The sequence below is a fragment of the Algoriphagus ratkowskyi genome, from assembly GCF_002150505.1.
GTDB classification, from domain to species: Bacteria; Bacteroidota; Bacteroidia; order Cytophagales; family Cyclobacteriaceae; genus Algoriphagus; species Algoriphagus ratkowskyi.
Genome location: NZ_MSSV01000033.1, coordinates 1 through 23,999 on the forward strand (window position 1 = coordinate 1; position 23,999 = coordinate 23,999).

Sequence of the window (23,999 nt, forward strand, 5' to 3'; positions counted from 1 at the left end):
GCTATTGTGAGTTAAGGTTTAGCCACGGTGGACAAGTGTTGGTTTAGGGGTTTTAAACCTTATAATTAAGGGAATTTAAAATTGAGAATTATCGATGGTTGGTGGTTATTGGTTGTGGGTTGTTAACCGATGTCCGATGCCTGGTGCTATTGTGAGGTAAGGTTTAGCCACGGTGTACAAGTGTTGGTTGTTGGTTCAGATAACTATTCTTATTAAAGCAAAAAGCCCTAATCTTAGGGCTTTTTGCTTTAATAGTGCGTCAAATCTCTCCTTATATCGCGGGGAATTTTTTAGGATCTACTTCATGCATGATGGCATATACTTTCTCCACCACATCTTCTACGCTTGGTTTGGAGAAATAATCTCCATCCGAGGAATACGCTGGTCTATGCGCTTTTGCTGTGATCGTTTGTGGCTCAGAATCCAAGTACTTATATACTTCTTGACGTTCTATCACTTGCTGCATCATAAAAGCAGATCCAGCTCCGGGCACATCCTCATCAGCAAATATCACACGATTTGTCTTCTTAATAGAATCTCCGATAATTCCATAAAGGTCGAAAGGCAACAAGGTTTGCACATCGATTACCTCTACCTCAATTCCTATTTCCGCTAGTTCGGCAGCTGCTTCCATCACGATTCTACACATAGAACCATAGGTCACTATTGAAACCTCAGAACCTTCTCTCAATATTTCAGGCTTGCCTAGTGCAACAGTATATTCACCTAAATTGAGAGGCATCACCTCTTTCAGTCTATAGCCATTCAGGCATTCTATGACAATTGCTGGTTCGTCAGACTTCAATAAGGCATTATACATCCCTGCAGCCTGGGTCATATCTCTAGGCACACATACTACCATTCCACGCAGAGTGGAAAGTATCATTCCCATAGGAGACCCTGAGTGCCAAACTCCCTCTAATCTATGTCCACGTGTGCGAACAATCAATGGAGCTTTTTGACCTCCTTTAGTACGGTAATTAAGACAGGCCACATCATCTGATAGCATTTGAAGGCCATATAGTAAATAATCAAGGTATTGGATTTCTGCCAAAGGACGTAGTCCTCTTAAAGCTGTTCCTATTCCCTGCCCTATAATCGTACATTCTCTAATACCGGTATCTGAAACTCTCAGCTCTCCATGCTTAGCTTGTAAGCCTGCAAAAGCTTGATTTACATCTCCAATTTTTCCTACGTCCTCACCAAAAGTGAAGAAACGAGGGTCTTTTTCTAAGGTTAGGTCAAAATATGACTGAAGAATCTCTCTTCCATCCACCACCGGAGACTTGTCATTAAATTCGGCAGGGACTTCTTTAATAGATGCGACGCTCCATTCTGAAGTACTATATAAATGACTATTATATCTATCGAAATTCAACTCTGTCTGCTTCTCATACCAGGCTTTCAAATCAGCTTTGGCAGCAGGAGCATCCAATCTTAAAGTCAATAGGGCCTTCCTAACCGCCACAATAACATCCTTTCGAATGGGATTGATTGTCTTGGAGAGTTCATCAGCCAATTGATTGATGAGAACTTTTCGTGTACTATGCTGGGCAGCAGCTTTAAGAAGAGCTACCGCTTCATGTAGTTCCTTTTTGATTTCGTTTGCAAAGGTGGACCAAGCAGCTTCTTTTTCTTGCTTTACTTGTGCTTTGGCTTCAGCTTCGATTTTATCCAATGCATCAGCATTTGCGATCTTATTGCTGAGGATATATTCGCGGAACTTAGAAATACAATCCCAGTCTTTTTCCCACTGCAGACGCTTCGCATCCTTATATCGCTCATGAGAACCAGAAGTAGAATGTCCCTGAGGTTGTGTCATTTCTACCACATGGATAAGTACGGGAATGTGTGAAGTTCTTGCTAATTCTCCTGCTGTTGCAAAAGCATTCAGTAAAGCTTCATAATCCCAACCTTTCACACGGATTATTTCTATTCCTTTTTGTGAATCTGTTCTTTCAAAACCAGCTAACACTTCAGATATACTGCCTTTTGTCGTATGATATTCATTTGGAACAGATATGCCGTAGCCATCATCCCAAACCGAAACAACCATAGGAACCTGTAATACTCCAGCAGCATTGATGGATTCATAAAACATCCCTTCTGAGGTGGACGCATTGCCGATAGTACCCCAAGCAACTTCATTTCCATTGATTGAAAAAGTTGTCATGTCCTTCAAGCCTTTGTTTTCTCTAAATAGCTTTGAAGCATACGCCAAACCAAGGAGTTTAGGCATTTGAGCTGCTGTAGGAGAAATATCTGCAGCAGAATTATATTTTTTGGTTAAGTCTTTCCAGCTACCATCTTCATTGAGAGATCTAGTAGCGAAGTGACCATTCATAAGGCGACCTGCACTTGCTGGTTCAGCAGCTACATTCGTATAGGCGTAAAGTTGGGAGAAATATTGTTGTACGGTAAGCTCACCGATGGCGAACATAAAGGTCTGGTCTCTGTAGTAGCCTGAGCGAAAATCACCAAGTTGAAAAGCCCTTGCCATTGCTATTTGAGCGATTTCCTTGCCGTCTCCAAAAATCCCAAACTTGGCTTTTCCCATGAACACCTCTTTTCGGCCTACCAAAGATGCATGCCTACTTACCATGGCTACCCTGAAGTCTTCAAGGATAGCTTCTTTTGAAAGGTTCGGAGAATTCAAGTGTTTCGGAACTGATTGAACTTCTGACATATCGATTAATTTACTAAAGTTATTTGGGTTTTACTTGGCTGATTATTTAAATCATCCAAAAATAGCCAAATCCAATTTCTATACAAATTTCGACAATAGTTTTTGTCAATCAAAAATTCTGAAAGGCATGTAAATTAATACATCAAACAAAATTTAATTTTGAAATTGAATTAATAGCCAACATTAGGAGTACGGGTATGCTAAACACTGAGCACTATAAACCAAGCATTTACCTCTAAAATAAAATCAAAATAATCAATGCTTAAAAAGCATTTTTTAAAATATTCTAAAAGCCTACTATTATAGTCAATATATAATTTCGAAATCTTTCTTTTTTCCAAAGCATACCAAATACTATTCTTTACAGTATCTATTGATTGCCTAGCGCGTATTATATTTGCGTCCGAGTAAATTTAAATCCAAATATTAAAGCCATGATAATAGGTATTCCTAAGGAAATCAAAAACAACGAAAACAGGGTGGCACTCACACCTGCTGGAGCTCAAGAACTAATAAAAAGAGGTCATGAAGTTTATGTTCAGCATACTGCTGGAGAAGGCTCAGGATTTCTTGATGAGATGTATGAGGAGGCGGGTGTAAAAATTTTACCTACTATTCAGGATGTCTATGAGATCGCTGAGATGATCATGAAGGTAAAGGAGCCAATTGAGGAGGAATATGAGCTGATCAAAGAAGGTCAACTTCTTTTTACTTATTTCCACTTTGCTTCTTACGAGCCGCTTACTAAAGCAATGGTTAAAAGTAAGTCAATCTGTCTTGCCTATGAAACTGTAGAAAGAGCGGATAAAAGTCTTCCTTTATTGATTCCTATGTCTGAAGTAGCTGGAAGAATGGCTGTTCAGAAAGGCGCGAATTATTTGGAGAAACCACTTGGAGGAAGAGGAATACTTCTAGGAGGAGTACCAGGAGTGCTTCCTGCGAAAGTTTTAATACTTGGAGCAGGCATCGTGGGTACACAAGCTGCTTGGATGGCTGCAGGACTTGGAGCAGATGTAACTATCATGGATGTGAACTTACAGCGTTTGAGATACTTAGCTGATGTAATGCCAGCAAACGTGAACACTATGATGTCGAATGAATTCAACATTAGAAAATTGATTCAAAATCACGATTTGATTATTGGTTCTATCCTGATTCCAGGCGCTAAGGCAACGAAACTAATCACTAGAGATATGCTTAAAACCATGCTTCCAGGTACAGTAGTTGTTGATGTGGCTGTAGATCAAGGAGGTTGTATTGAGACTAGTAGACCAACAACTCATCAGGATCCTACTTTTGTAATTGATGACGTAGTTCACTACTGTGTGGCCAACATGCCAGGAGCTGTTCCTTACACTTCTACTCTAGCATTGACCAATGCTACTCTACCTTATGCAATTCAAATCGCTAATAAGGGATGGAAAAAAGCTGCTCAAGAAAATGCTGAGTTAGTTCCTGGCTTGAATATCATCAGTGGAGACATTGTATATCAGGCAGTGGCGGAGTCTTTCAACATGGAATACACGCCAGTTTCAAAATATCTTGCTGACTAAGATTTTTGTTAAAAAGGCGGGATGACCGAAGACGGGTGACCGAAGTAGCCTTAATGCTATTGTTTACCATAAAATAAGACGCTTTAAGTCTTTTACGGGTGCAAAAGCCGATATACACAAATTGTAAATACAAATCCCTCTGGCTTTAATGCTGGAGGGATTTTTTGTTGGTGGATGGTGGTTGGTTGTTGGTTGTTGGTTTGACTATGCCTGATTTTGGTTGTCACTATTCCGTCTAGTGTCAGGTTAAAGTTTGTGTTTTGGTTTCGTTTTTCTTTCTTGGTTGTTCTGGTGTTCGTGGTTTTGGTTATTGGTTATTGGTTGGTGGTTCCGCTTAGTGGAATCGTTACCATAAAACCTGTCGGGCCTAAACTAAAGTTATTCACAATTTTTGGGAGTTCCTTAGCATGCACATGATGAAAGGAATACATCACCGCGTCGAAGGTCAGAAGAAATGCTCCTTGAAGAATAATTGACTTACCAAATCCAATAAACTGATCCTTATTGACCCTCAATCCCCGCTCTTTCAAATACAATCCACCAGCGATGTAAGCAATATCTAACGCGGCGTTAAAAAGTAGAATTTTTTCAATACTCTGTTGAGCATCCATAGTAGCCCAGAAATCAGTTCCGGGAGACTCTTTCATTGCCTGCCAATACCCAAATCCGGCAATAAGCAAATTCACGGAATTCCAATACATGTTCATCTGATGGAAAGCTTTGGTCTGCCCACTAGTCTGACTTGCCGCTATCCCTCCCCAAACCATATTTCCAACTGCCCAGCCCCCCAAAATCAACATTCCCTTCTCGTTGTAAGAAAGTCTGATCTGATTGAAATCTTTAAGTTCAGGAATATTCTGTGAGAAAACTCCCAGTGGTAGAAAAGCAAAAAACACCATTCCAAGAAGGAAGTAAATCGTAGTGTATTTGGTCTTACTATGCATAGGGCTGTATAAAGAGTTTTAGAAATTTAACCAAACTGTAAGATAGGATGTTTTGGATCTTCGCTACCTTTTGGATTTCCATTTCCAACACGTGCTAGAAAAGATTAATTAATTAGCTAAAAAGAACTACTTAAAGAGTACATGTTGGCACTAATAAATCTGAGAGAAGGCATAAAAACTAAAGGTGTTTTTTGTCCTTTTCCGTAAAAGCATCCAAACTTTTCCAGAAATCAAGTTCCATCACAGGTGCATCTAGTTTGGTATGAATTTTCACCATTCGTGGTGTATTTTCTGAGGGAGTCAAAAACTCTGATTTAGTGCTCCAATCTGGATTAATTAAACTCTCCACGATAGCTACATCCCACATAATCCACTTTTCCTTCTCAGGATCTTTATCCGTCCAAAATCTATCAAAAGTTTCCCAGCGATCGACTAGATAATCGCCAATTGCTGAGCTGCCTTTCAGATGAGCATCAACCGTTTTTTTCTCAAAAACCAACTCCTGACTCGCCGTAGCACTCATGATGATTAAGTCTAGACCTGGTGTGTTAAATAATACCTCTACTGCCAGCGTATCGTTTCCAGAATTGAATTCTTTTTTATTGTATTGATTAGTGGCCGCATCGTGCCAGATCCCAAGGTAGTGCACCTGAATACTTGGAATGATCGAAGGATCCTGCAAAATTGCGGAGGCTACATTAGTACAAGACCCTAAAATAACAAGTCGAAGAGGATTGTCCGGACTTTGCTTTTTAGCCTGCTCCACAATAAAAGTAGAAGCCGGAGAAATCGCTGGTTTGGTGGAAGACTCAATAGGTAAATTAGCTCCCAGAGGCAAGGGAATATCCCCTCTATCCATCAAACGAATAATATCTTCATTGATCTCCTGACTCTCACGGACAGTGCTATCTGTCGCCAAAGGAGAAATATGCCATTGTGCGGAAGTGATTCCACGTAGATCAAAGCTTGGTTCCAAAATCGCTCGAACCAATGCATATAAATCATCCACCTCATTAGCAGTATCCGAATCGATCACTAAAGGGATTTTCCTTCCCTCTGTTTGCGCAGAGATAAGTTGTGGGAATAGAACTAAGTGAAATAGAATTAGGATGATTTGGCTTAAGCTGAATTTTGGCATAAAGAATTAGATTCAGGGTAAAAATGGGTGGTACGTTATTGGATTTCAAAATTTTGTAATTCCCCTTGCCAACATGAATTTAGCTTAGCTAAGTTTCATTCCTTTTTTAAAAGATGCATTTTGGTACTAAAAAAAACAAAACCTCTCTTTCACGCTTTCAGAGCTTTGGAAAAAGTAATTCGATTTACCCTGTCTGGAATAGACTAAGTTGTGTTAGCATTTCAGCACTTTTTATAAGTTCCAAATACGTCTTTGAGAATCATTGAAACTATGTATCCCTGCAAAACACATTACCCCATAGCAAACCAAATCAATCGGAGGCCAAAACCTATCATCACTACCCCAACGCCTTTATTTAGCCAAAACATAAACTTGGGGGTCACAAATTTTGATAATTTCTTGGCTATATAGGCTTTGACTAAATCGATGGTAAAAACCGTCAACAGAATTCCTACATAGTAAAGCCAAACATCTACTGTATTAAAAGAAGTCTTGAGCTGTACCAAACTGGCAATTGAAATCCAAAAAAGCATCACAAAAGGATTGATTCCATTTATGCTGAAACCTTTCAGGTAAGCACTTCGCTTCTTAACTTTTGGCGCAACCACCAAAGCTGGATCTGGTGCCAACCCCTGCTTTTTGACCAAATAGCTGATACCAAAACCAATCAAAATTGCTCCACCCACATAGCCCAAAACCTGTTCGAAAGACCCCGTATTTGCCAGAAATTTAATCCCAAAGAATGTAAGCAGCACGTATAAGGTATCACTGCAAACTATCCCCAGCGCAACCATAGCAGCGTAACGGAAACCGTGTTCCAAACTGCTTTGGATCAAAGTGAAAAATACAGGACCTATCATGGCTGATAACAAAAGCCCCATGCTGATGCCTTCTAGCAACGCTTGGCTCATAACTTTATCTCATTTTGAACCAGAAACGCCAGCCAACTTGCCGCTTTTTCTCCCTTCAGCACACGAGGAAATTTGTATGAACCACCCTCTTTGCCTTGGGCCTTTAGCCAGTCAATAAATAAAGATGGAGGCAGCAAAGTGACTTTCACTTGCTTCAAGGCATGATTCCGCTCCACGGCATAATCATCATTCAAGACTTTGAGATGCTGATCAATCGTGTTTTTCAGTAAGGAGGTATCCACCTGGTCATTGGAACCTATAAACCAGTGATGCGCAAAAAGACTTCCATGCGGCACTCCCAGCACCGTAAACTCACGGATATTCATGTCATGCTCTTCGGAGGTGAGTTCAATGGCTTTGTTCATGTTATCCACCGAAAGATGCTCTCCACATAGGCTCAAAAAATGCTTTGTTCTCCCTGAAATAACAATTTCTGATTCTTCTTTAGATACAAAACGAACGATATCTCCAATCAGGTAACGCCAAGCTCCTGAGCAAGTGCTGATCAGAAGTGCGTAATCCTTACCCTCCTCAATCTCATCAATTTTCAAGGTTGTTGCATCGGGAAGAATATTTCCCTCTTCATCAAAATTCTCTCCATTGAAAAGTACAAACTCATGGAAAATCCCATTGTTGAGCACCAAACGCATGGACTTTCGGCCAGGCAATGCCTGAAAAGCAATAAATCCTTCAGAAGCCAAATAGGTTTCTAGGTATAATAATGGCTTGCCCAGTAGCTTTTCGAAGCCTTTTTTATAAGGTTCGAAAGAAACACCACCATGCACGAAAATTTGGAGATTTGGCCAAATCTCATGGATATGATTAAGCTGGTAGCGTTCTATGATTTTTTCTAACAAAATCTGAAGCCAAGCGGGTACACCTACGATAATTCCTATGTCCCAAGACTCGGCTTTCTCCACAATCTGATCGAGTTTATCTCCCCAGTTTTTGCTACGTGAGATCTTTTTTCCTGGCTTATAAAAACGCTGAAACCAAATAGGTAAACGTCCAGTGGTGATCCCACTAAGATCCCCGGAAAAATAGGTGCCATTAAATTCCAAGTCGGTACTTCCTCCTAGCATTAAAATCCCTTTGGTGAGTAGAGATGCCGGTAAGTCATACTTGGAAAGGGAAAGGATCTGACGAACCCCCGTTCTACGAATGGCTTTCACCATATCCGTGGTGATCGGAATGTATTTGGATGTGGCTCCAGAAGTTCCACTGCTTAGGGCAAAATATTTCACCGGACCTGGCCAAGTAACGTTTGGTTTGCCTTCTAGCAATTTATACCACCACTCGTCGTGGATGCGATCGTAATCGTAAATCGGCACCTGCGCTTTGTAACGCTCATAAAACTCACCTTCACGATAGCGGAAACCAGCTAGTATTTTAGGGAAATCGTAAGTTTTCCCGATTTCTGTGTCAGAAGCTTGAATCAGCAATTTCTTCAATTCCTGACGTTGGAGTTCCAGTGGGTGAGAGTATTCTTGTTCCAAACTCTCTCTCAGGCGAATGCCTTTTTTTAGCAAAGTACTAATGATCGCCATATCTTTGTTTTAGGCATATTGGAAAAAAGTATCCCCTAAAAATAGAAAATGGACATCAAAGCAAACCTCGAATCGGTAAAAAAAACATTCCTAAATCAAGATTGCCTGCTTGTAGCAGTGAGTAAAACCAAACCTCTATCTGATCTCAAGGAAGCTTATGAAGCTGGGGTTCGTGACTTTGGGGAAAATAAAGTGCAGGAGTTACAAGCCAAGCAACCGGAGATGCCCGCTGATGTACGCTGGCACATGATCGGTCATTTGCAAAGCAACAAAGTCAAATTTATTGCTCCTTTCGTGCATTTGATTCATGGGGTGGATTCTTTTAAGCTCCTTCGCGAAATCAATAAGCAAGGCAAAAAGATCGATAGAATCATCCCGGTATTAATCCAAATTCATATAGCGGAAGAAGAAACCAAGTTCGGTTTTGATAAAGCTGAACTGAATGAAATGCTTACAAGTCCAGACTTTGTAGGCCTTAGCCATGTAAAGATCCAAGGTCTGATGGGTATGGCTACTTTCACAGAGAACAAGGATCAGGTAAGAAAGGAGTTTAAGAGTTTAAACACACTTTTTGAAGAATTGAAAAGCCGGGAGTTACCAGCTTTCGTGAGCCTTGAAGATCTATCTATGGGAATGAGTGGAGATTACCTACTTGCACAGGAAGAAGGAAGTACGATGGTACGGATTGGCTCAGCGATTTTTGGAGGAAGATGACAATCAATTGGTAAAGGGGAGTCAGTGTTGGGGATTAGTTGGTTGTTGGTTGTTGGTTGTTGGGTGTTGGGTGTTGGTTATTTTTAATTGGTTGTTGGTTGTTAATTATTAATTATTAGTTGTTGGTTATTGGTTATTGGTTATTGGGTTTGGGTTATGGGTTATGGGTTCTGTCACTGCGGTCAAATGCTGGTAATTCTATCTTAAAGCTGGCTAAACAGCAATAGGATTGACCAGTGGTTTTAGGAAGCCTGCCAAAGGTAGGCCCAGTAATAGCCCCGAGTTCAACTCGGGGTTAGAAAGGATAATAAGATTTTTCTCTCGGCGCAGAGGTATTTTTAGAATTGAAAGTTTGTGCCGAGGATGGAAAGGTGGATGCTATTCCGTCACGATGGACAGGTTTTGGTTGTTGGTTGTCCCGATAGCTATCGGGAGTTGTTGGTTCTGCCACTGCGGTCAAATGCTTGTAGTTCCATCTTAAAACTGGCTAAACAGCTATATAATTGACCAGTAGATTTAGTAAGCCTGCCAAAGGTAGGCCCAGTAATAGCCCCGAGTTCAACTCGGGGGTTAAAAAGGATAACAAGATATTTACCTCGGCGCATGGATATTTTTAGAATTGAAAGTTTGTGCCGAGGATGGAAAGGAGATGTTGCTCCATCACCGTGGACAGTTTTTGGTTATTGGGTGTTGGTTATTGGTTATTGGTTATTGGGTTTGGGTTTGGGTTGTTGGTTCTGTCACTGCGGTCATATGCTGGTAGTTCCATCTTAAAACTAGCAAATCTGCTATATCATTGACCTGCTATTTTAAGAAGCCTGCCAAAGGTAGGCCCATTAATAGCCCCGAGTTCAACTCGGGGGTTAATAAGGATAACAAGATATTTACCTCGGCGCAGAGATATTTTTAGAATTGAAAGTTTGTGCCGAGGATGGAAAGGAGATGTTGCTCCATCACCGTGGACAGTTTTTGGTTATTGGGTGTTGATTATTGGTTATTGGTTATTGGGTTTGGGTTATGGGTTCTGTCACTGCGGTCAAATGCTGATAATTCTATCTTAAAGCTGGCAAATCTGCTATATCATTGACCAGTGATTTTAGGAAGCCTTTCAAAGGTAGGCTCTGTAATAGCTCCGAATTCAACGCGGGGTTAGAAAGGATAATAAGATCCTTACTTCGGCGCAAGGATATTTTTAGAATTGAAAGTTTGTGCCGAGGATGGAAAGGAGATGTTGCTCCATCACCGTGGACAGTTTTTGGTTGTTGGTTTTTGGTTGTCCCGATAGCTATCGGGAGTTGTTGGTTCTGTCACTGCGGTCAAATGCTGGTAATTCCATTTTAAAACTAGCAAATCTGTTATATCATTGACCACCGATTTTAGAAAGCCTGCCATAGGTAGGCCCAGTAATAGCCCCGATTGCAACTCGTGGGTAAAAAGGATAATAAGATTCTTCCCTCTGCGCATGGATATTTTTAGAATTGAAAGTTTGTGCCGAGGATGGAAAGGTGGATGTTATTCCGTCACGGTGGACAGTTTTTGGTTTTTGGTTGTTGGTTGTCCCGATAGCTATCGGGAGTTGTTGGTTCTGTCACTGAGATCATATGCTGGTAATTCTATCTTAAAACTGGCTAAACAGCTATATAATTGACCACCGATTTTAGAAAGCCTGCCAAAGGTAGGCCCAGTAATAGCCCCGAGTTCAACTCGGGGTTAAAAAGGATAACATGATATTTACCTCGGCGCATGGATATTTTTAGAATTGAAAGTTTGTGCCGAGGATGGAAAGGAGATGTTGCTCCATCACCGTGGACAGTTTTTGGTTATTGGGTGTCCCGATAGCTATCGGGAGTTGTTGGTTCTGTCACTGCGGTCATATGCTGGTAGTTCCATCTTAAAACTAGCAAATCTGCTATATCATTGACCTGCTATTTTAAGAAGCCTGCCAAAGGTAGGCATATTAATAGCCCCGAGTTCAACTCGGGGGTTAATAAGGATAACAAGATATTTACCTCGGCGCAGAGATATTTTTAGAATTGAAAGTTTGTGCCGAGGATGGAAAGGAGATGTTGCTCCGTCACGGTGGAAAGGTTTTGGTTATTGTGTGTCCCGATAGCTATCGGGAGTTGTTGGTTGTTGGTTAACAAATTTAAAATGTGCCAATTAAAAATTTAAAATTAATGTGCTGGGCTTGGCTGTGACACCCTACCCCTAAAGGGGAGCGAGTGTTGAGAATTAGTTTTTGGTTGTTGATTCTGTCACTGCGTTCAAATGCTGGAAATTCTATCTTAAAACTGGCTAAAAAGCTATATAATTGACTTTCGATTTTAGAAAACCTGCCATAGGTAGGCCCAGTAATTGCCCCGATTGCAACCCAGAGCTGATTTGGCCTTGTTACCACCAGATTTTCTACCAGGTTTTGATGTTTCCTCAGCCAATGGTGACTTTGGTAGTAAAGAACTTACGCTATCTTTTACTCACCAGAAGGCAATTTGATCGAAGTAACTCAAACATTTTATCTCTTCCCATTTTTATCCCCAGGAGAGCCATATCCTCCTTTAGTAGCGGATAAAGTTTCCTTACTCCCCAACGAGAAGTTTTCGATTTTCTCCTGATTTTTGAAACAAGACCCATCACCAATTCTTCCCTGAAAGCTTCTTGGATATCATAATTTAAAGCTATGCATTAGGCTTGCCTTCTTTTGCCAAACAATCCACAAAGTTGTTCAAAACCTATTTTAGGGTCTTCTTCTTTGAGTCTTGTGGCTGTTTGACACCAGACTTTTTTTCGAGAGCAAGTCCAATGTCTACCTTGGCAATATCTACTATAATCTGATAGGCCTTACCCTTTAAACGACTCAGTTTCAGTTCTACTTCCAGCTGTTTTCATAATCAGCATTTCTGATCACTGCTTTTTCTTTTAATTCTAAGTTGGTATCGGATAAAATAGCACTAGTTTATTAGACAATAAGCGCTAATCCAGGTGGCAGGTCCAGATGGAAGACAACAGTTGGTTGGTTATTTCCTATGCTAAAAGCGTAATACTAGAAAGAAAAAAATGATGATTCTCACCCCTATTATATGGTAAAGCTGCCAAAATTGAACTTTAGTATATTTACCCCAACAATTCAATTCAACACTAACATTTTATTTTCCCATAGTAAACTAACTCAAGCTACCCACCATGTCTTGCCAATCGACTTCTGAATCACATAACCCATGATTTCATATAGATACCAGGTATTCCTTGCAGTAGCAAAGCATCTAAGTTTTTCGAAGGCTTCAGAAAATCTCTACATCTCGCAGCCTGCGGTAAGTAAGCAGGTCAAACTCCTGGAGGCAGAATTGGGATTTGCACTTTTCCAGCGTAGAGGAAATTCCGTTTCTCTGACAGCAGTAGGTGATATTTTGCTGGTTAAACTAAAGCAAGCAAAAGCCATACAGACAGAATTTCAGTCCTATTTGGATACCATGAGGCATAATCTTGAAATCAAAGGGGAAGCTAAGATTGGTGCAAGTACTACTGTGTCTCTGTATGTGATGCCAAAGATTTTGGCTGCACTACATCAGGATGTACCTGCCGCAGAATTCCTGTTGATCAATAGAAACAATGAAAATATCCTAAAAGCCTTGGACTCCGAGGAAATTGATCTAGCCTGTATAGAATCATTTCCCCAGATGGCATCTTACCATACAGAACCATTCCTTAAAGACGAAATCATTCCTGTATCCTCACCAAAATCTACTCTTCAAAGTCAATTTACAATTGAAGAGCTCCTCAAACTTCCTATGGCATTTAGAGAAAGAGGTTCTGGTACACTCGCAGTAGTTCTAAAATCTTTTGAAGCTCTTGGTGTACAACCAGGAGACTTTCAGGTAATAGCTAGATTAGGCGGTACTGAGGCATTAAAAAATTATCTCATAGAAGGAAAAGCTGTGGGATTTTTATCCCGATTGGCTGTGAAGAAAGAACTTATAAGCGGGGAATTGGTAGAACTACAAGTCAATGGACTTACTATGAACAGGGAATTCAATTTTGTAATGCGTAAAGGAGAGGAAAGAATAGGTTTAATCAAACTCCTGATCAAAAAAGCTAAGAATCTGTATAACTATAAGTAATACCCTATAGCTAATCTGTATTATCAAGTTATACCCTGCCTGCCTAATTTAAGGGTATGGAAACTCAACTAAAAAGCCAATCAAAATTAGATTCTCTCGTTTGCTCACAATGTAAGTCGAGTTATTCTGCCGCCCAAGTCAGTACTTACTCTCTTTGTTGTCACAAACCACTTATTCCAACCTACCATAAGGCCGATCTACCCAAATCCATCTTATTAGGTAGAGAGCAATCCATGTGGAGATATGCTGAAATGCTCCCCTTGTTGGATTACAATAATAGAGTGACGCTGGGAGAAGGCATGACTCCAATCCTAAAGTGGCCTGTGTTATCAGATCGATTCGGTCTAACAAATTTACTGATTAAAGATGAGGGCGTTAATCCTACGGGATCATTTAAAGCTAGGGGAATAGCGATGGCAGTAAGCAAAGCAATAGAATTAGGTATGGATTCATTTGTAATTCCTACTGCAGGAAATGCCGGTGTGGCACTGAGTGCTTACGCCGCTGCATCCGGAAGGAAAGCAACTGTAATTATGCCAAGAAAAACTCCGGATTACTTCAAGGAGCAGTGCGAGCACTACGGGGCAGAATTGATCCTGGTGGAAGGGCTTATTGATTCCTGTGGGAAATTAGCAGCTCAGATGGCTGAAAACAGAGGCAGCTTCAATCTTTCAACCATGAAGGAGCCCTATAGATTAGAAGGTAAGAAAACCATGGGATATGAACTTGCCGAGCAGCTTGACTGGCAAGTTCCTGATATGATCCTATACCCAACAGGTGGTGGGACTGGTCTAATAGGTATTTGGAAAGCATTTAAGGAAATGATAACCCTTGGATGGATTAATGGGAAGTTGCCTAAAATGATAGCTGTACAGTCAGCTCTGTGCAGCCCAATTATGGATCGTTTCACTGGAAGGCAACCAAACGCTGCGTACCAAATGTCAATTGCTAATGGGCTATCCGTGCCATCAGCCTTTGGCGAGGATATGATTATGCAGGTACTCCGTGAATCTGAGGGTAGTGTGATGACCGTAACAGAACAGGAAATATTTTCATCGATGAATGAAATAGGAGAACACGAGAGCATGCTGATATCCGCAGAAGGAGCGGCGGTATGGGCAGCAACAAAACGATTGGCAGAGTCCAAACAAGTTGACAAAAACACCAAAATCCTTATTCTAAATACAGGTAGTAGATGTGTCTAGCAAGGTGGAGGATCCTTTCCCTCTGTGCTTTAGCTTTTTGATGTGTGGAGGAATGAAAATGATTGCATATTGGCAAATGGTGTGTGAGTACGCAGACTACAAAAAAGGATAGTTATTGGTAATTGGTTTGTGAAAATTTAAAATGTGAGAATTGAAAATTTAAAATTGGGGACTTGGGAAGTTAAAATTAGGGGAGGTGGTAAGTTGGAGGTTGTTGGTTGTTGGCTGTGGGTTTGTGAGAATTTAAATGAAGGTCCTGATAGCTATCGGGATAAAATAAGAAGTTGCCGAGAAGGAAGCATGCCGTAGGTAGGCTCTATGAGTAGCTCAGGGTTTTAACCCTGGGTAAATAATGAAATAGGCCATCTCCCTCCTGCGCAGAGTCATCTTCTGGAGACTAAAATTAATGCAGGAGGATGGAAACGAATCCATATGGGCAAATCATTGGTGATGACATGAACGACGGCGAAGAAAATGGTCTGTGAGACACAGACCACGGTGGAGAAATGAATTCATTTGGAATAATGGTCGATGAGGACAGAGACCACGGTGGAGGGAAGTTGTTGGTTGTAGGTTGTTAGGGAAAATTTAAAATGTAAGAATTGAAAATTTAAAATTGGGGACTTGGGAAGTTAAAATTAGGGGAGGTTATTGGTTGTTGGTTTGTGAGAATTTAAAATGAAGGTCCTGCTATCTATATAAAATGAGAAGTTGGCAATTAGGAAGCCTGCCGTAGGTAGGCTTTATGGAAACTAGAATCAATGCAGGAGGATAGAAACGAATCTATATGGGCAAATCATTCGTGATGACACGAACGACGGCGGGGAAAATGGTCTGTGAGACACAGACCACGGTGTTGGGGATTAGTTAGTTGTGGGTTATTAGTTGTGAGTTGTTAGTTGTGAGTTGTTAGTTAATGTCAGATGTTGGTAGTTGCATCTTTAAAATGGCTAATCTGCTATATTATTAATCTACTATGTTTAAGAAGCCTGCCAAAGGTAGGCTCAGTAATAGCCCCGAGTACAACTCGGGGTTAAAAATGAATTCATGCCATTTCCCTCGGCGCAGAGATCCAGTGAGAATTGATGGTTCCTGCCGAGGAATGGAAAAGAAGATAATGATGAATGTTGAATGATGAACGTTGAATGATGAAGTAACCCAAGTAGTCATCAACCATGAGGAAGATTACCGTTCGTGAAGACACGAACGGTAGCGACGGAAAAGTCCCATTAGGAACGACCAATCAGTAGCCCAAGTGACTTCTTCTAAGTACCTACTATGGTAAGAAGCCTGCCAAAGGTAGGCTCAGTAATAGCCCCGAGTGCAACTCGGGGTAATAAATGAATCCATTCCATTTCCCTCGGCGCAGAGATCCAATGAGAATTGAATGTTGGTGCCGAGGAATGATATGGTGAAAATGATGATGAGAAATAGTCTTACTAGCCAGCATTATCAGCATCCTTGTTCCTCCACCATTTTGGCTTTTTATAATGACCTATTCAGGTCTGAAAATAAAAAAAACCGGAGAGGAACCCCCTCCGGTTTAACATTACAAATTGATTCAAGTTAATTCATCAACAGCTTCTCGAAAGCTCCGTCATCGACGGTCAATTGAGAAATTGTTACTAAGACAGTTCCAGCTGTCACGGCATAACCCGCATAGGCTAGCAGTACTGCAGGCACCAACCCTGGTGCAGTCAATATTGCGGTGCCAATGGCTGCGATGATTAATCCTGCCTTTTTCACTTTCTTGAAAAACGGCGGTGTGGGGGCTAATGCCCGCTCTTTCACTTCTGTTAGTATGTTCATTTTTTAGTTGTTTGGTGTTAGTTGTTAGTTGTTTGTTGTCCGGTTTCGGATGACAGATGTCAGATGACCGATGCCGGGTGTTGGAAGTAGATCCGCTTCAAATGCTTCCATCCTTTCGGGAGACGAACCGACTGGGCGGACTACGTGTCCGTTGTAGTAGCGTCTTCATCAACTTTTGCTCGGCTTCCAACCTGATAAAGAGTTCTTTCAGTTTGGATAGCTCGGTATTCATCTGCCTGGAATCCTGAATCAAGAGTTTCAGAAAATAGGCGATGACAGAAAGGAGGAGCATAATCATTCCTCCCGCCAGACTTAGCAATAGCTCTGTTCCAGACATGATTTCAGGAGATAAGGAACTGGTTCTGACACAATCTGCAATTCCACGATCTCTCCCCGCTCCCATTCCCGCTCCAGCCTTTCCATCAGCTTGAGAAATGCGAGTTTAGTGAAGAGTGGAGTGCCATCCGCACGGTAGCTAGTCACAGGATAAATTCTGTTAGACTCCAGAGGCTGATTCCAAGGATAGGAAGCAAACTTCCCTATGTCCGCAATTCCAATTTCCCAGCCTCTTTCTTCAGAATGAATAGGATCCAACTTATACACTCCTTCCTTTATCCCAAATTTCGGTCTTTGGGGAGGCTGACCGAGACTGTCGTCCAACTCATAGACACCTTCATCCAGACATGCTATATGTTTTCCAAAGCATGCCTTGGGAGGCTCCTGAGTGAAGCATACTTGCTTCTTTCCGAGAAGTAATCTCCCAAGGGTTACTGTTGCTTTGTACTTTCTGTGAAGTACCAATCTCATCTTAGATTTGTTCTACTCCAGTGATCTTTGCAGCATTGTGCGCTCCATTATTAATGGAGTACTCCCCGCCATTGACCATCTGAACAAATTCAACACTCAGCACAAAGGCTCGGTGAGTACCAGGTAGCAATGCCTTATCTATAGACAGACTGATCGCCACTGCCGAATCTATCACTGAAAGCAAGCTAGATATACTGGTTTGCACAGTTCTAGCACCAGTGCTGAAGTCCAGTCCAACCCCTGTTGCTGTGATTCTCAGGTGTGTTGCTCCTTTTGGTACCGCCACAAAATCCTGTGGCACAAATGCCGGGATATTCACATTCCACGAAGTTGGAGAATCGATGTAGGCTATCTCCAGGAAAAGCGTACTTCCCAGAGAACATGCGGCATTTAGCTCCAGATCACCGAGCAGATTCCAATCTCCTGCCCGCACCATGCGTTCACCACGGTTGTTGACCAGGTCAGACTGAAGTACTTTCATCATTACCCGAGTTATTCTCTGGCTCAGTCTAGTGTCGCCGATCTTGGCAATCACAGGCCGCAGCGCATCCCTGAAGAGTTTGGCCGAAGTTGCATTGTCTGCAAATTCCTTCAGATTTTCACGGGTACGTGCAAAACGCGGATCATTCATAATCCTGCTTTTGCTTACCCCTCCTTTTTCACGGGCCAGATACCCGTCCTTGGTCTTGTAGAAAGACAGTGTTCCTACCTTACCGTTTAGTGTAATTACTCCTGCTTGTTTTGCCATATGTATATGGGTTTTAAGTGTAACATGCAAGAATATTAACTAGTATCACATTGGCTATCAATGAAATGTGCGGTCTTTTCGCGAGCTTCGCAATAGGTAACTTTATTCCTTATATATCATTTAAAAAAGTCTCTAAATAAAGTGTTTTCTTATCGCTAGAAACTTAAGAAAATGGGATATTAGAGACAAGAACTGCGGCGAAAGATACGGACGACGGCAGAGGGGATTATGTATTAATCCTGTAGGGACGATCTATTGGTAGCTGCGCAACGGCGGACAGGCCAGGGTTTCAACCCTAGGTTTAATAGAATTGAAAAAATATTCCCTCCTGCCCGTAATTATCATCTGGAAACAAGAGATAATGCAGGAGGATGGAAACGAAAAATAATTATTAGGATCGTAATTTATGACACGAGCGAGGGATGGAAAAAAGGAATAAGTGAGTCAAGCCACCTCCTTCCTTTTATAAGAATTGTGAATAGATAATTTATTTTATATGATACTTTTGGGATCAAAAGTATCCAAAAATCTTCGCCCGAGCCTATGCTTCAAATTGGAGAAAGCTGGTAGTATCTGAAAGACGTATTTACCAATTTGATTTTTGGGATTTGTCTCCGCCTAAAAATTGGCGGATCTCGTTCGTGCCTCACGAGCTAGCCAATTTTCTTAACGGCTGCGACTGCTTCCCAAAAACTGCATATCCTCCAGGGCATTACCTAATTAAGTGGCTTAGTGCTTACATATAATCCTTAGGGATTGGCCTCTAAGAAGTTGTTTCTAGTGAAAGAGTAAGTTCCGAGCAATGGAAATGAGGATATACATAGACAAGCGTGCTAGTTGATAAATGCTTCTTGAATCTAGATACTTATGTCCTGATACTAACATCTTGATACTTCCTACTAAATTCTCCCCAGGCATACAGAATCCGAAAACTCTATTTTTCCAGATCGTTCTGAATAAAAAGAGAAATAAACATATACAGCTGCATTCTCATTTATTGAACTCCATGGCACTTGCACCTCCTGATATCCGTCTTTTCTATAACTTCCCCCCTGAATACTGAAGACTCGTAGATCCATGGTGTCATACACGACCACAAAAGTTTTGTCTTCATCACGTGCTGAGCCATCCCAACTGTTTATTGTCCACTCTATCCTAAATTGGTCAGGCCTACTCGCCGAAAATACTGCCCCACTCGCGCCTGTGAGATCACCTGAAGATACCTGTGCTTTTGTCGGATGCATAACTGGGATGCCTTCACTTGGATAAATGGCATTTTTCAGCAATAGGCTTTTCGCTCGGTCAATCCCCCTTTTTGTGCCAATTTTGAATGCTACAAATCCTATGGCCAATTCCATTTTTAATGGAGATAAAAATTCCTGAGCTAAGGCAAATGCCTGCTGATGGTAGCTCTGAAGTGAAGAAGTGGAACTCCTTCCCCCAGCTGGTTTGGTCCTGACTAACGTCTGACCATTAACCTGATAAAAAACCAGATTTCCGATCTTTCCAGAAATTCCCCCAAGCAAACCGTCTGTTACTCTTGCCATAGCTCTAAAAGGATATATGTTTAAAAATTCTCCTGTTCTAAAAGGTTATTTAGCTACTTTTCCAATTGGCACAAGACCTTTGGTTTAGATCATCTTCCTTCAAACCATCTACTGGGCATTTACGATAAAACATCGAAGAAGCATCGAAGAAACATTGTATGAGCATCGTCGAATCATCGCTTCAATACTTATCATAAGTTTATTAAATAGCTTATATGAGATTATGTATTGAGGTGCCTTCATTACTGAATATTTACTATAAATATCCGCTATTCTATTAGTGAGGAGATTAAAGCAATTTTAAATAAGCTTAACTCTATAGTTTATTTCAGTTTGGTCACCTGTCGTAGGTCTTCTCGACGGATATGCAAAGAATTTTTGGTTACTGGCAAGATTGCGGATAATCATATCACTATATCATGTATTTGCGTATCATCTCTTCCGGAATGCCGGAAAAGCTGGCGAAGTCTGTAATGGTCACAAACTGGTGACGCTCCTTGTTGACGTAAACGCGAACCTTGTGCAAAAGTATCTGTGCATAACGCTCACTCCTACCGGTCAGGTAAACCACATCTTTGGGATAAATAACAACACGTGTTTTGAACATTGTATACCTCCTCTCATTTATTTTCTCCCCAAATCTCCATTGATATGCGCCTGATATCTAAAGGTCTTAGCCGTCCAAGCTTCACAGCCTCCTGCCAGCAGTAAGAGCCTTCGAAGCCATACGTCACAGGTGCCAAAATTGGTACACAGTTGCTCTGTCAAACGTAAAATGCTTTTTCGCAGCTCTTTGACTTCCGATTGTGTCCATGATACGGCAGTATTTCCCATTGATTCCATCAGGATCAGTATTTCATTATGGGTATCTCCTATAGCCAGCTCTTTTCTGTAGGATGCCAGGTCATTGGAGAGGCATATATACCTGGCGATGGAGCATTCTAGCAACTCAGAAATGCAGCTATGCATGTCTTTGCCCTGCCGGATTAGCAGGATAGCCAAATAAACCCCAGAAGTTTTTGGCCTGTATAATCTGTACTTTTCCAGTGTTGGTGGTGAGTTGTCTATTTTAGTCTGAATTTCCCACTGAAGGGCTGCAAGATATTCAAGCCAGGCCTTGTTCCATTGCTCTGATCCACCAAGAAAATCATATTCCTTCTGAATATCCTGATGTTGCAGCAGAAGGTTTCTTCCTAAACTCTGTAACCTAATATTGTTATAGCTAGGGTTGCCGGTTTTGAGACCTTCCAGAAAAACAACCATGGTTTTATCAATGAGTATATCCAGCAGATCATCCAACAAAAACAAGCAAAGGAAGAATTTAGTAATTAGTTCCAGATTTGCTTGATCCTGTTCAGGAAAAAGATATGATGCAAACCAGTTAATTTTCTGAAGTCTGCATCGCTCCAGTTCGGCAGGACTTTCAAATAGCCCTGCTTCCCAAGCCCATTTGAGAACCTTTTTATCGATCGTTTTACAATGCAGGTTTATTGCAACAGGAAATTCACAGCTTGTTTGCATGATTGTTCATTATGGAGTATTTACGTCGTTCTACTGTACTGATGCTGCAATTGAAAAAATCTGCCAAATCCTGATTCTTGAGGTATTGACCTATCCCGGGAAATTTCTTGAGCAGGAGCGGAAAACCAGCCTTAAATTTTATAGCTTTAATCGCTTGCTGTTCTACATGCCGCTTATTGATAAGATGGGCTACTTCCAGCGCAAGGGAATAAAATTCAGGTTTTTTGGAGAGTAAATCATTTTCAGCCTCCAAAGAGAATTCCAGAAATACTGTTTCTGACAAAGCCCGTAAAAGGGTCTTAGAAGAAGAATTACTCCGGAAAGACTGTTCATCAAATGCTACGTCTGATGGACCAAATATCCTGAACAGTTTAAAGCCATTGTGACCTTCATGAAACAGCCCTACATAACCTTCACATATATAGCGGCTCTTATCATCCACCATATCTACCTTCTTGAGTACCTGTCCTCTGGATACCCTCCACAAAGTCAGTTTCTGATAAACGGTCTCGTAAGACTCATCAGAAAACCTTTTGATACTATTAAAATCAGCAATAAGCTGATCCATATATATTCGCTTTTCCATTTTTAGATAGTAAAAGTGTACTAAATCAAAATAGGTGGGTGAAAAGCTTTATTACTCGCTCAAGAAAAAAATCAACTAATCTTACATGTTAATTTATCATTAAGCACAGTTCCTTCCAAATAATCTTGGAATTATTACTAGTTCTTTAATTAAAAAACCCTCAAAAAAAGGTTTTTTCTATCAAAATCAGTGACTCCCTTTATTTGAGGTAGCATCTTGGTAATCAGCTTTTTAATTTTCTCCCAGTGATTCATACCTCACCCCATCCCTTTCCACATGGAGAGGGAGTAGTATCGTCTCCGAATGACAATTTGGAAGATTGGATTATAAAGAGATTGGGAGATTGGAGATTGGAAATTAAAAGATTCCGAGGGGATAAACTGATACGATTTGAAGGAAGCAGAAAGGCATTTCTACCTCACCCCAACCCTCTCCTTAATGAGAGGGAGTTAGCCAGTGCTAAACACAACTCTACTATTATGAACAGAATCTTCAGTACCATACTCATTTTACTCTGGACCTATACAGGTCTGGACAAACTGATTCGATTTGAATCAAGCAGAAAGGCTTTTCATAATCAAACGTTTCCGGCCGAGTTGGCGGAGGTTCTGGCCTATGCTGTTCCTATAACCGAGTTGCTGCTTGCCCTGCTCCTGCTCTTTGCAGTATCTCGATGGTGGGGATATCTAGGAAGCATTTTGCTGCTGACGGTATTTATCACTTATGTGGGACTGATCTGGGTGGGAGCTTTTCCTAGAGTGCCGTGTAATTGTGCTGGGATATTAGAATCATTGGGTTGGGCGGAGCACTTCTGGATGAATTTGGGGTTCATTGGAGTGGCGGTTGCCAGTATACGATTGGAAGAATGGAAGTTAGATGTCCGTTGAGCGGTGTGCGGTGTTGGTTGTTGGTTGTTGGGTGTTGGTTGTTGGTTGTTGGTTGTTGGTTGTTGGGTGTTGGTTTGTGAGAATTTTAAATGAAGATCCTGATAGCTACGATATAAGATGAGAAGTTGGCGATTAGATAGCCTGCCGTAGGTAGGCACTATGGAAACTAGAATTAATGCAGGAGGATGGAAGAAATAACTGTTGAATGTTGAATATCGAATGATGAATGATGAATGATGAAGTTGGAGGCAGTCAGGAGACTGCACTAGCAGAAGCACAAGTCATGAGACTTGCGCTAGATAAGTAGCCACGGGTCTGTGTGACACAGACCACTGTGGAGGGAAGTTGTTGGTTTGTGAGAATTTTAAATGAAGATCCTGATAGGTATCGATATAAAATGAGAAGTTGGCGATTAGGAAGCCTGCCGTAGGTAGGCACTATGGGTAGCCCAGGGTTTTAACCCTGGGTAAATAAAGAAAATTGGACATTGCCCTCGGCGCAGGATCATATTTGGAAGAAGTAGGTTTGTGCCGAGGAATGGAAATGAATTCATTTGGAATAATGGTCTGTAAGGACAGAGACCACGGTTGAGGGAAGTTATTGGTTGTTGGTTGTTGGTTTGTGAGAATTTAAAATGAAGGTCCAGATAATTATCGATATAAAATGAGAAGTTGGCGATTAGGAAGCTTGCCGTAGGTAGGCACTATGGAAACTAGAATTAATGCAGGAGAATGGAAACGAATCCATATGGGCAAATCATTGGTGATGACATGAACGGCGGCGGAGAAAATGGTCTGTGTGACACAGACCACGGTGGAGAAATGAATTCATTTGGAATAATGGACTTTAAGGACAGAGACCACGGTGGAGGGAAGTTGTTGGTTGTTGGTTTTTTGTTTGTGAAAATTTAAAATGAAGGTCCTGATAGCTACCGATACAAAATGAGAAGTTGGACACTATTAAGCCTGCCGTAGGTTGGCACTATGGAAACTAGAATTAATGCAGGAGGATGGAAAGAAATAACTGTTGAATATCGAAGGATGAATACCGAATGATGAATGATGAATGATGAAGTTGGAGGCAGTCAGGAGACTGCACTATCATAAGCACAAGTCATGAGACTTGCGCTAGAGGAGAATTGGTTTGTGGTTATTGGTTGTTGGTTGTTGGTTTGTGAAAATTTAAAATGAATGTCCAGATAACTATCGATATAAAATGAGAAGTTGGCGATTAGGAAGCCTGCCGTAGGTAGGCACTATGGGTAGCCCAGGGTTTTAACCC

Annotated in this window: 18 protein-coding genes; 6 read left to right on the forward strand and 12 right to left on the reverse strand. The window is 41.2% G+C overall.

Annotation, left to right across the window (positions count from 1 at the left end):
* Positions 1-271 precede the first annotated feature (271 nt).
* Positions 272-2,686 (reverse strand): alpha-ketoacid dehydrogenase subunit alpha/beta, encoded by a 2,415-nt coding sequence (locus tag BVH02_RS20285; protein ID WP_086503300.1) that lies wholly within the window; start codon positions 2,684-2,686, stop codon positions 272-274.
* Between the two features lie 434 nt (positions 2,687-3,120).
* Between BVH02_RS20285 and ald the strand changes: the two genes are divergently transcribed.
* Positions 3,121-4,239, forward strand: a complete 1,119-nt coding sequence (ald, locus tag BVH02_RS20290; protein ID WP_086503301.1) for an alanine dehydrogenase — start codon at positions 3,121-3,123, stop codon at positions 4,237-4,239.
* A 314-nt stretch (positions 4,240-4,553) separates the two neighbouring features.
* Here ald and BVH02_RS20295 read toward each other — a convergent pair whose 3' ends face one another.
* From BVH02_RS20295 to BVH02_RS20310, 4 genes are all read right to left on the reverse strand, one after another.
* The gene (locus BVH02_RS20295; RefSeq protein ID WP_223271935.1) at positions 4,554-5,183 is read right to left on the reverse strand and encodes a DUF6992 family protein; all 630 of its coding nucleotides are present in this window, start codon (positions 5,181-5,183) and stop codon (positions 4,554-4,556) included.
* 178 nt (positions 5,184-5,361) lie between these two features.
* A complete protein-coding gene (locus BVH02_RS20300) occupies positions 5,362-6,321 on the reverse strand; it encodes a nucleoside hydrolase (RefSeq protein WP_086503302.1) in 960 nt (319 codons plus the stop codon).
* 290 nt (positions 6,322-6,611) lie between these two features.
* Positions 6,612-7,232 carry a LysE family translocator gene (locus BVH02_RS20305; protein WP_086503303.1) on the reverse strand — a complete coding sequence of 207 codons (621 nt, stop codon included), beginning with the start codon at positions 7,230-7,232 and terminating at the stop codon, positions 6,612-6,614.
* Positions 7,229-8,779, reverse strand: a complete 1,551-nt coding sequence (locus BVH02_RS20310) for a GH3 family domain-containing protein (protein ID WP_086503304.1) — start codon at positions 8,777-8,779, stop codon at positions 7,229-7,231. The genes BVH02_RS20305 and BVH02_RS20310 overlap by 4 nt, the downstream gene beginning before the upstream one ends.
* 48 nt (positions 8,780-8,827) lie before the next feature.
* Here BVH02_RS20310 and BVH02_RS20315 point away from each other — a divergent pair, with 48 nt between their 5' ends.
* Positions 8,828-9,493, forward strand: coding sequence for a YggS family pyridoxal phosphate-dependent enzyme (locus BVH02_RS20315; protein WP_086503305.1), 666 nt, complete (start codon positions 8,828-8,830; stop codon positions 9,491-9,493).
* 1,239 nt (positions 9,494-10,732) lie between these two features.
* Here the strand turns inward: BVH02_RS20315 and BVH02_RS21495 are convergent.
* Positions 10,733-10,957 carry a hypothetical protein gene (locus BVH02_RS21495; RefSeq protein ID WP_146849461.1) on the reverse strand — a complete coding sequence of 75 codons (225 nt, stop codon included), beginning with the start codon at positions 10,955-10,957 and terminating at the stop codon, positions 10,733-10,735.
* Positions 10,958-12,708: 1,751 nt separating this feature from the next.
* Here BVH02_RS21495 and BVH02_RS20325 point away from each other — a divergent pair.
* Both BVH02_RS20325 and BVH02_RS20330 read left to right on the forward strand, forming a co-directional pair.
* Entirely contained in the window at positions 12,709-13,608 is a 900-nt protein-coding gene (locus BVH02_RS20325; protein WP_086503306.1) for a LysR family transcriptional regulator, read from the forward strand.
* A gap of 56 nt (positions 13,609-13,664) precedes the next feature.
* On the forward strand, positions 13,665-14,813 hold the full coding sequence (locus tag BVH02_RS20330; protein ID WP_086503307.1) for a threonine synthase: 1,149 nt from the start codon (positions 13,665-13,667) through the stop codon (positions 14,811-14,813).
* 1,566 nt (positions 14,814-16,379) lie between these two features.
* On the opposite strand, the gene BVH02_RS20340 is transcribed toward BVH02_RS20330, so the two are convergent.
* The 6 genes from BVH02_RS20340 to BVH02_RS20375 form a co-directional block, all read right to left on the reverse strand.
* A complete protein-coding gene (locus tag BVH02_RS20340) occupies positions 16,380-16,622 on the reverse strand; it encodes a hypothetical protein (RefSeq protein ID WP_086503309.1) in 243 nt (80 codons plus the stop codon).
* Positions 16,623-16,934: 312 nt separating this feature from the next.
* Positions 16,935-17,429: a hypothetical protein gene (locus BVH02_RS20350; protein WP_086503311.1), complete on the reverse strand. Its 495-nt coding sequence runs from the start codon at positions 17,427-17,429 to the stop codon at positions 16,935-16,937.
* Position 17,430: 1 nt separating this feature from the next.
* Positions 17,431-18,177 (reverse strand): hypothetical protein, encoded by a 747-nt coding sequence (locus tag BVH02_RS20355; protein ID WP_086503312.1) that lies wholly within the window; start codon positions 18,175-18,177, stop codon positions 17,431-17,433.
* An 899-nt stretch (positions 18,178-19,076) separates the two neighbouring features.
* Complete coding sequence (locus BVH02_RS20360; protein WP_086503313.1) at positions 19,077-19,724, reverse strand: DUF6266 family protein; 648 nt, start codon at positions 19,722-19,724, stop codon at positions 19,077-19,079.
* Between the two features lie 624 nt (positions 19,725-20,348).
* A complete protein-coding gene (locus BVH02_RS20370) occupies positions 20,349-21,245 on the reverse strand; it encodes a terpene synthase family protein (protein ID WP_086503315.1) in 897 nt (298 codons plus the stop codon).
* Complete coding sequence (locus BVH02_RS20375; RefSeq protein WP_086503316.1) at positions 21,229-21,831, reverse strand: cyclic nucleotide-binding domain-containing protein; 603 nt, start codon at positions 21,829-21,831, stop codon at positions 21,229-21,231. The genes BVH02_RS20370 and BVH02_RS20375 overlap by 17 nt, the downstream gene beginning before the upstream one ends.
* A 245-nt stretch (positions 21,832-22,076) precedes the next feature.
* On the opposite strand from BVH02_RS20375, the gene BVH02_RS20380 reads away from it, so the two are divergent.
* Both BVH02_RS20380 and BVH02_RS20385 read left to right on the forward strand, forming a co-directional pair.
* Complete coding sequence (locus BVH02_RS20380) at positions 22,077-22,718, forward strand: MauE/DoxX family redox-associated membrane protein (RefSeq protein ID WP_086503317.1); 642 nt, start codon at positions 22,077-22,079, stop codon at positions 22,716-22,718.
* 731 nt (positions 22,719-23,449) lie between these two features.
* Positions 23,450-23,629: a hypothetical protein gene (locus tag BVH02_RS20385; RefSeq protein WP_086503318.1), complete on the forward strand. Its 180-nt coding sequence runs from the start codon at positions 23,450-23,452 to the stop codon at positions 23,627-23,629.
* Positions 23,630-23,999 lie beyond the last annotated feature (370 nt).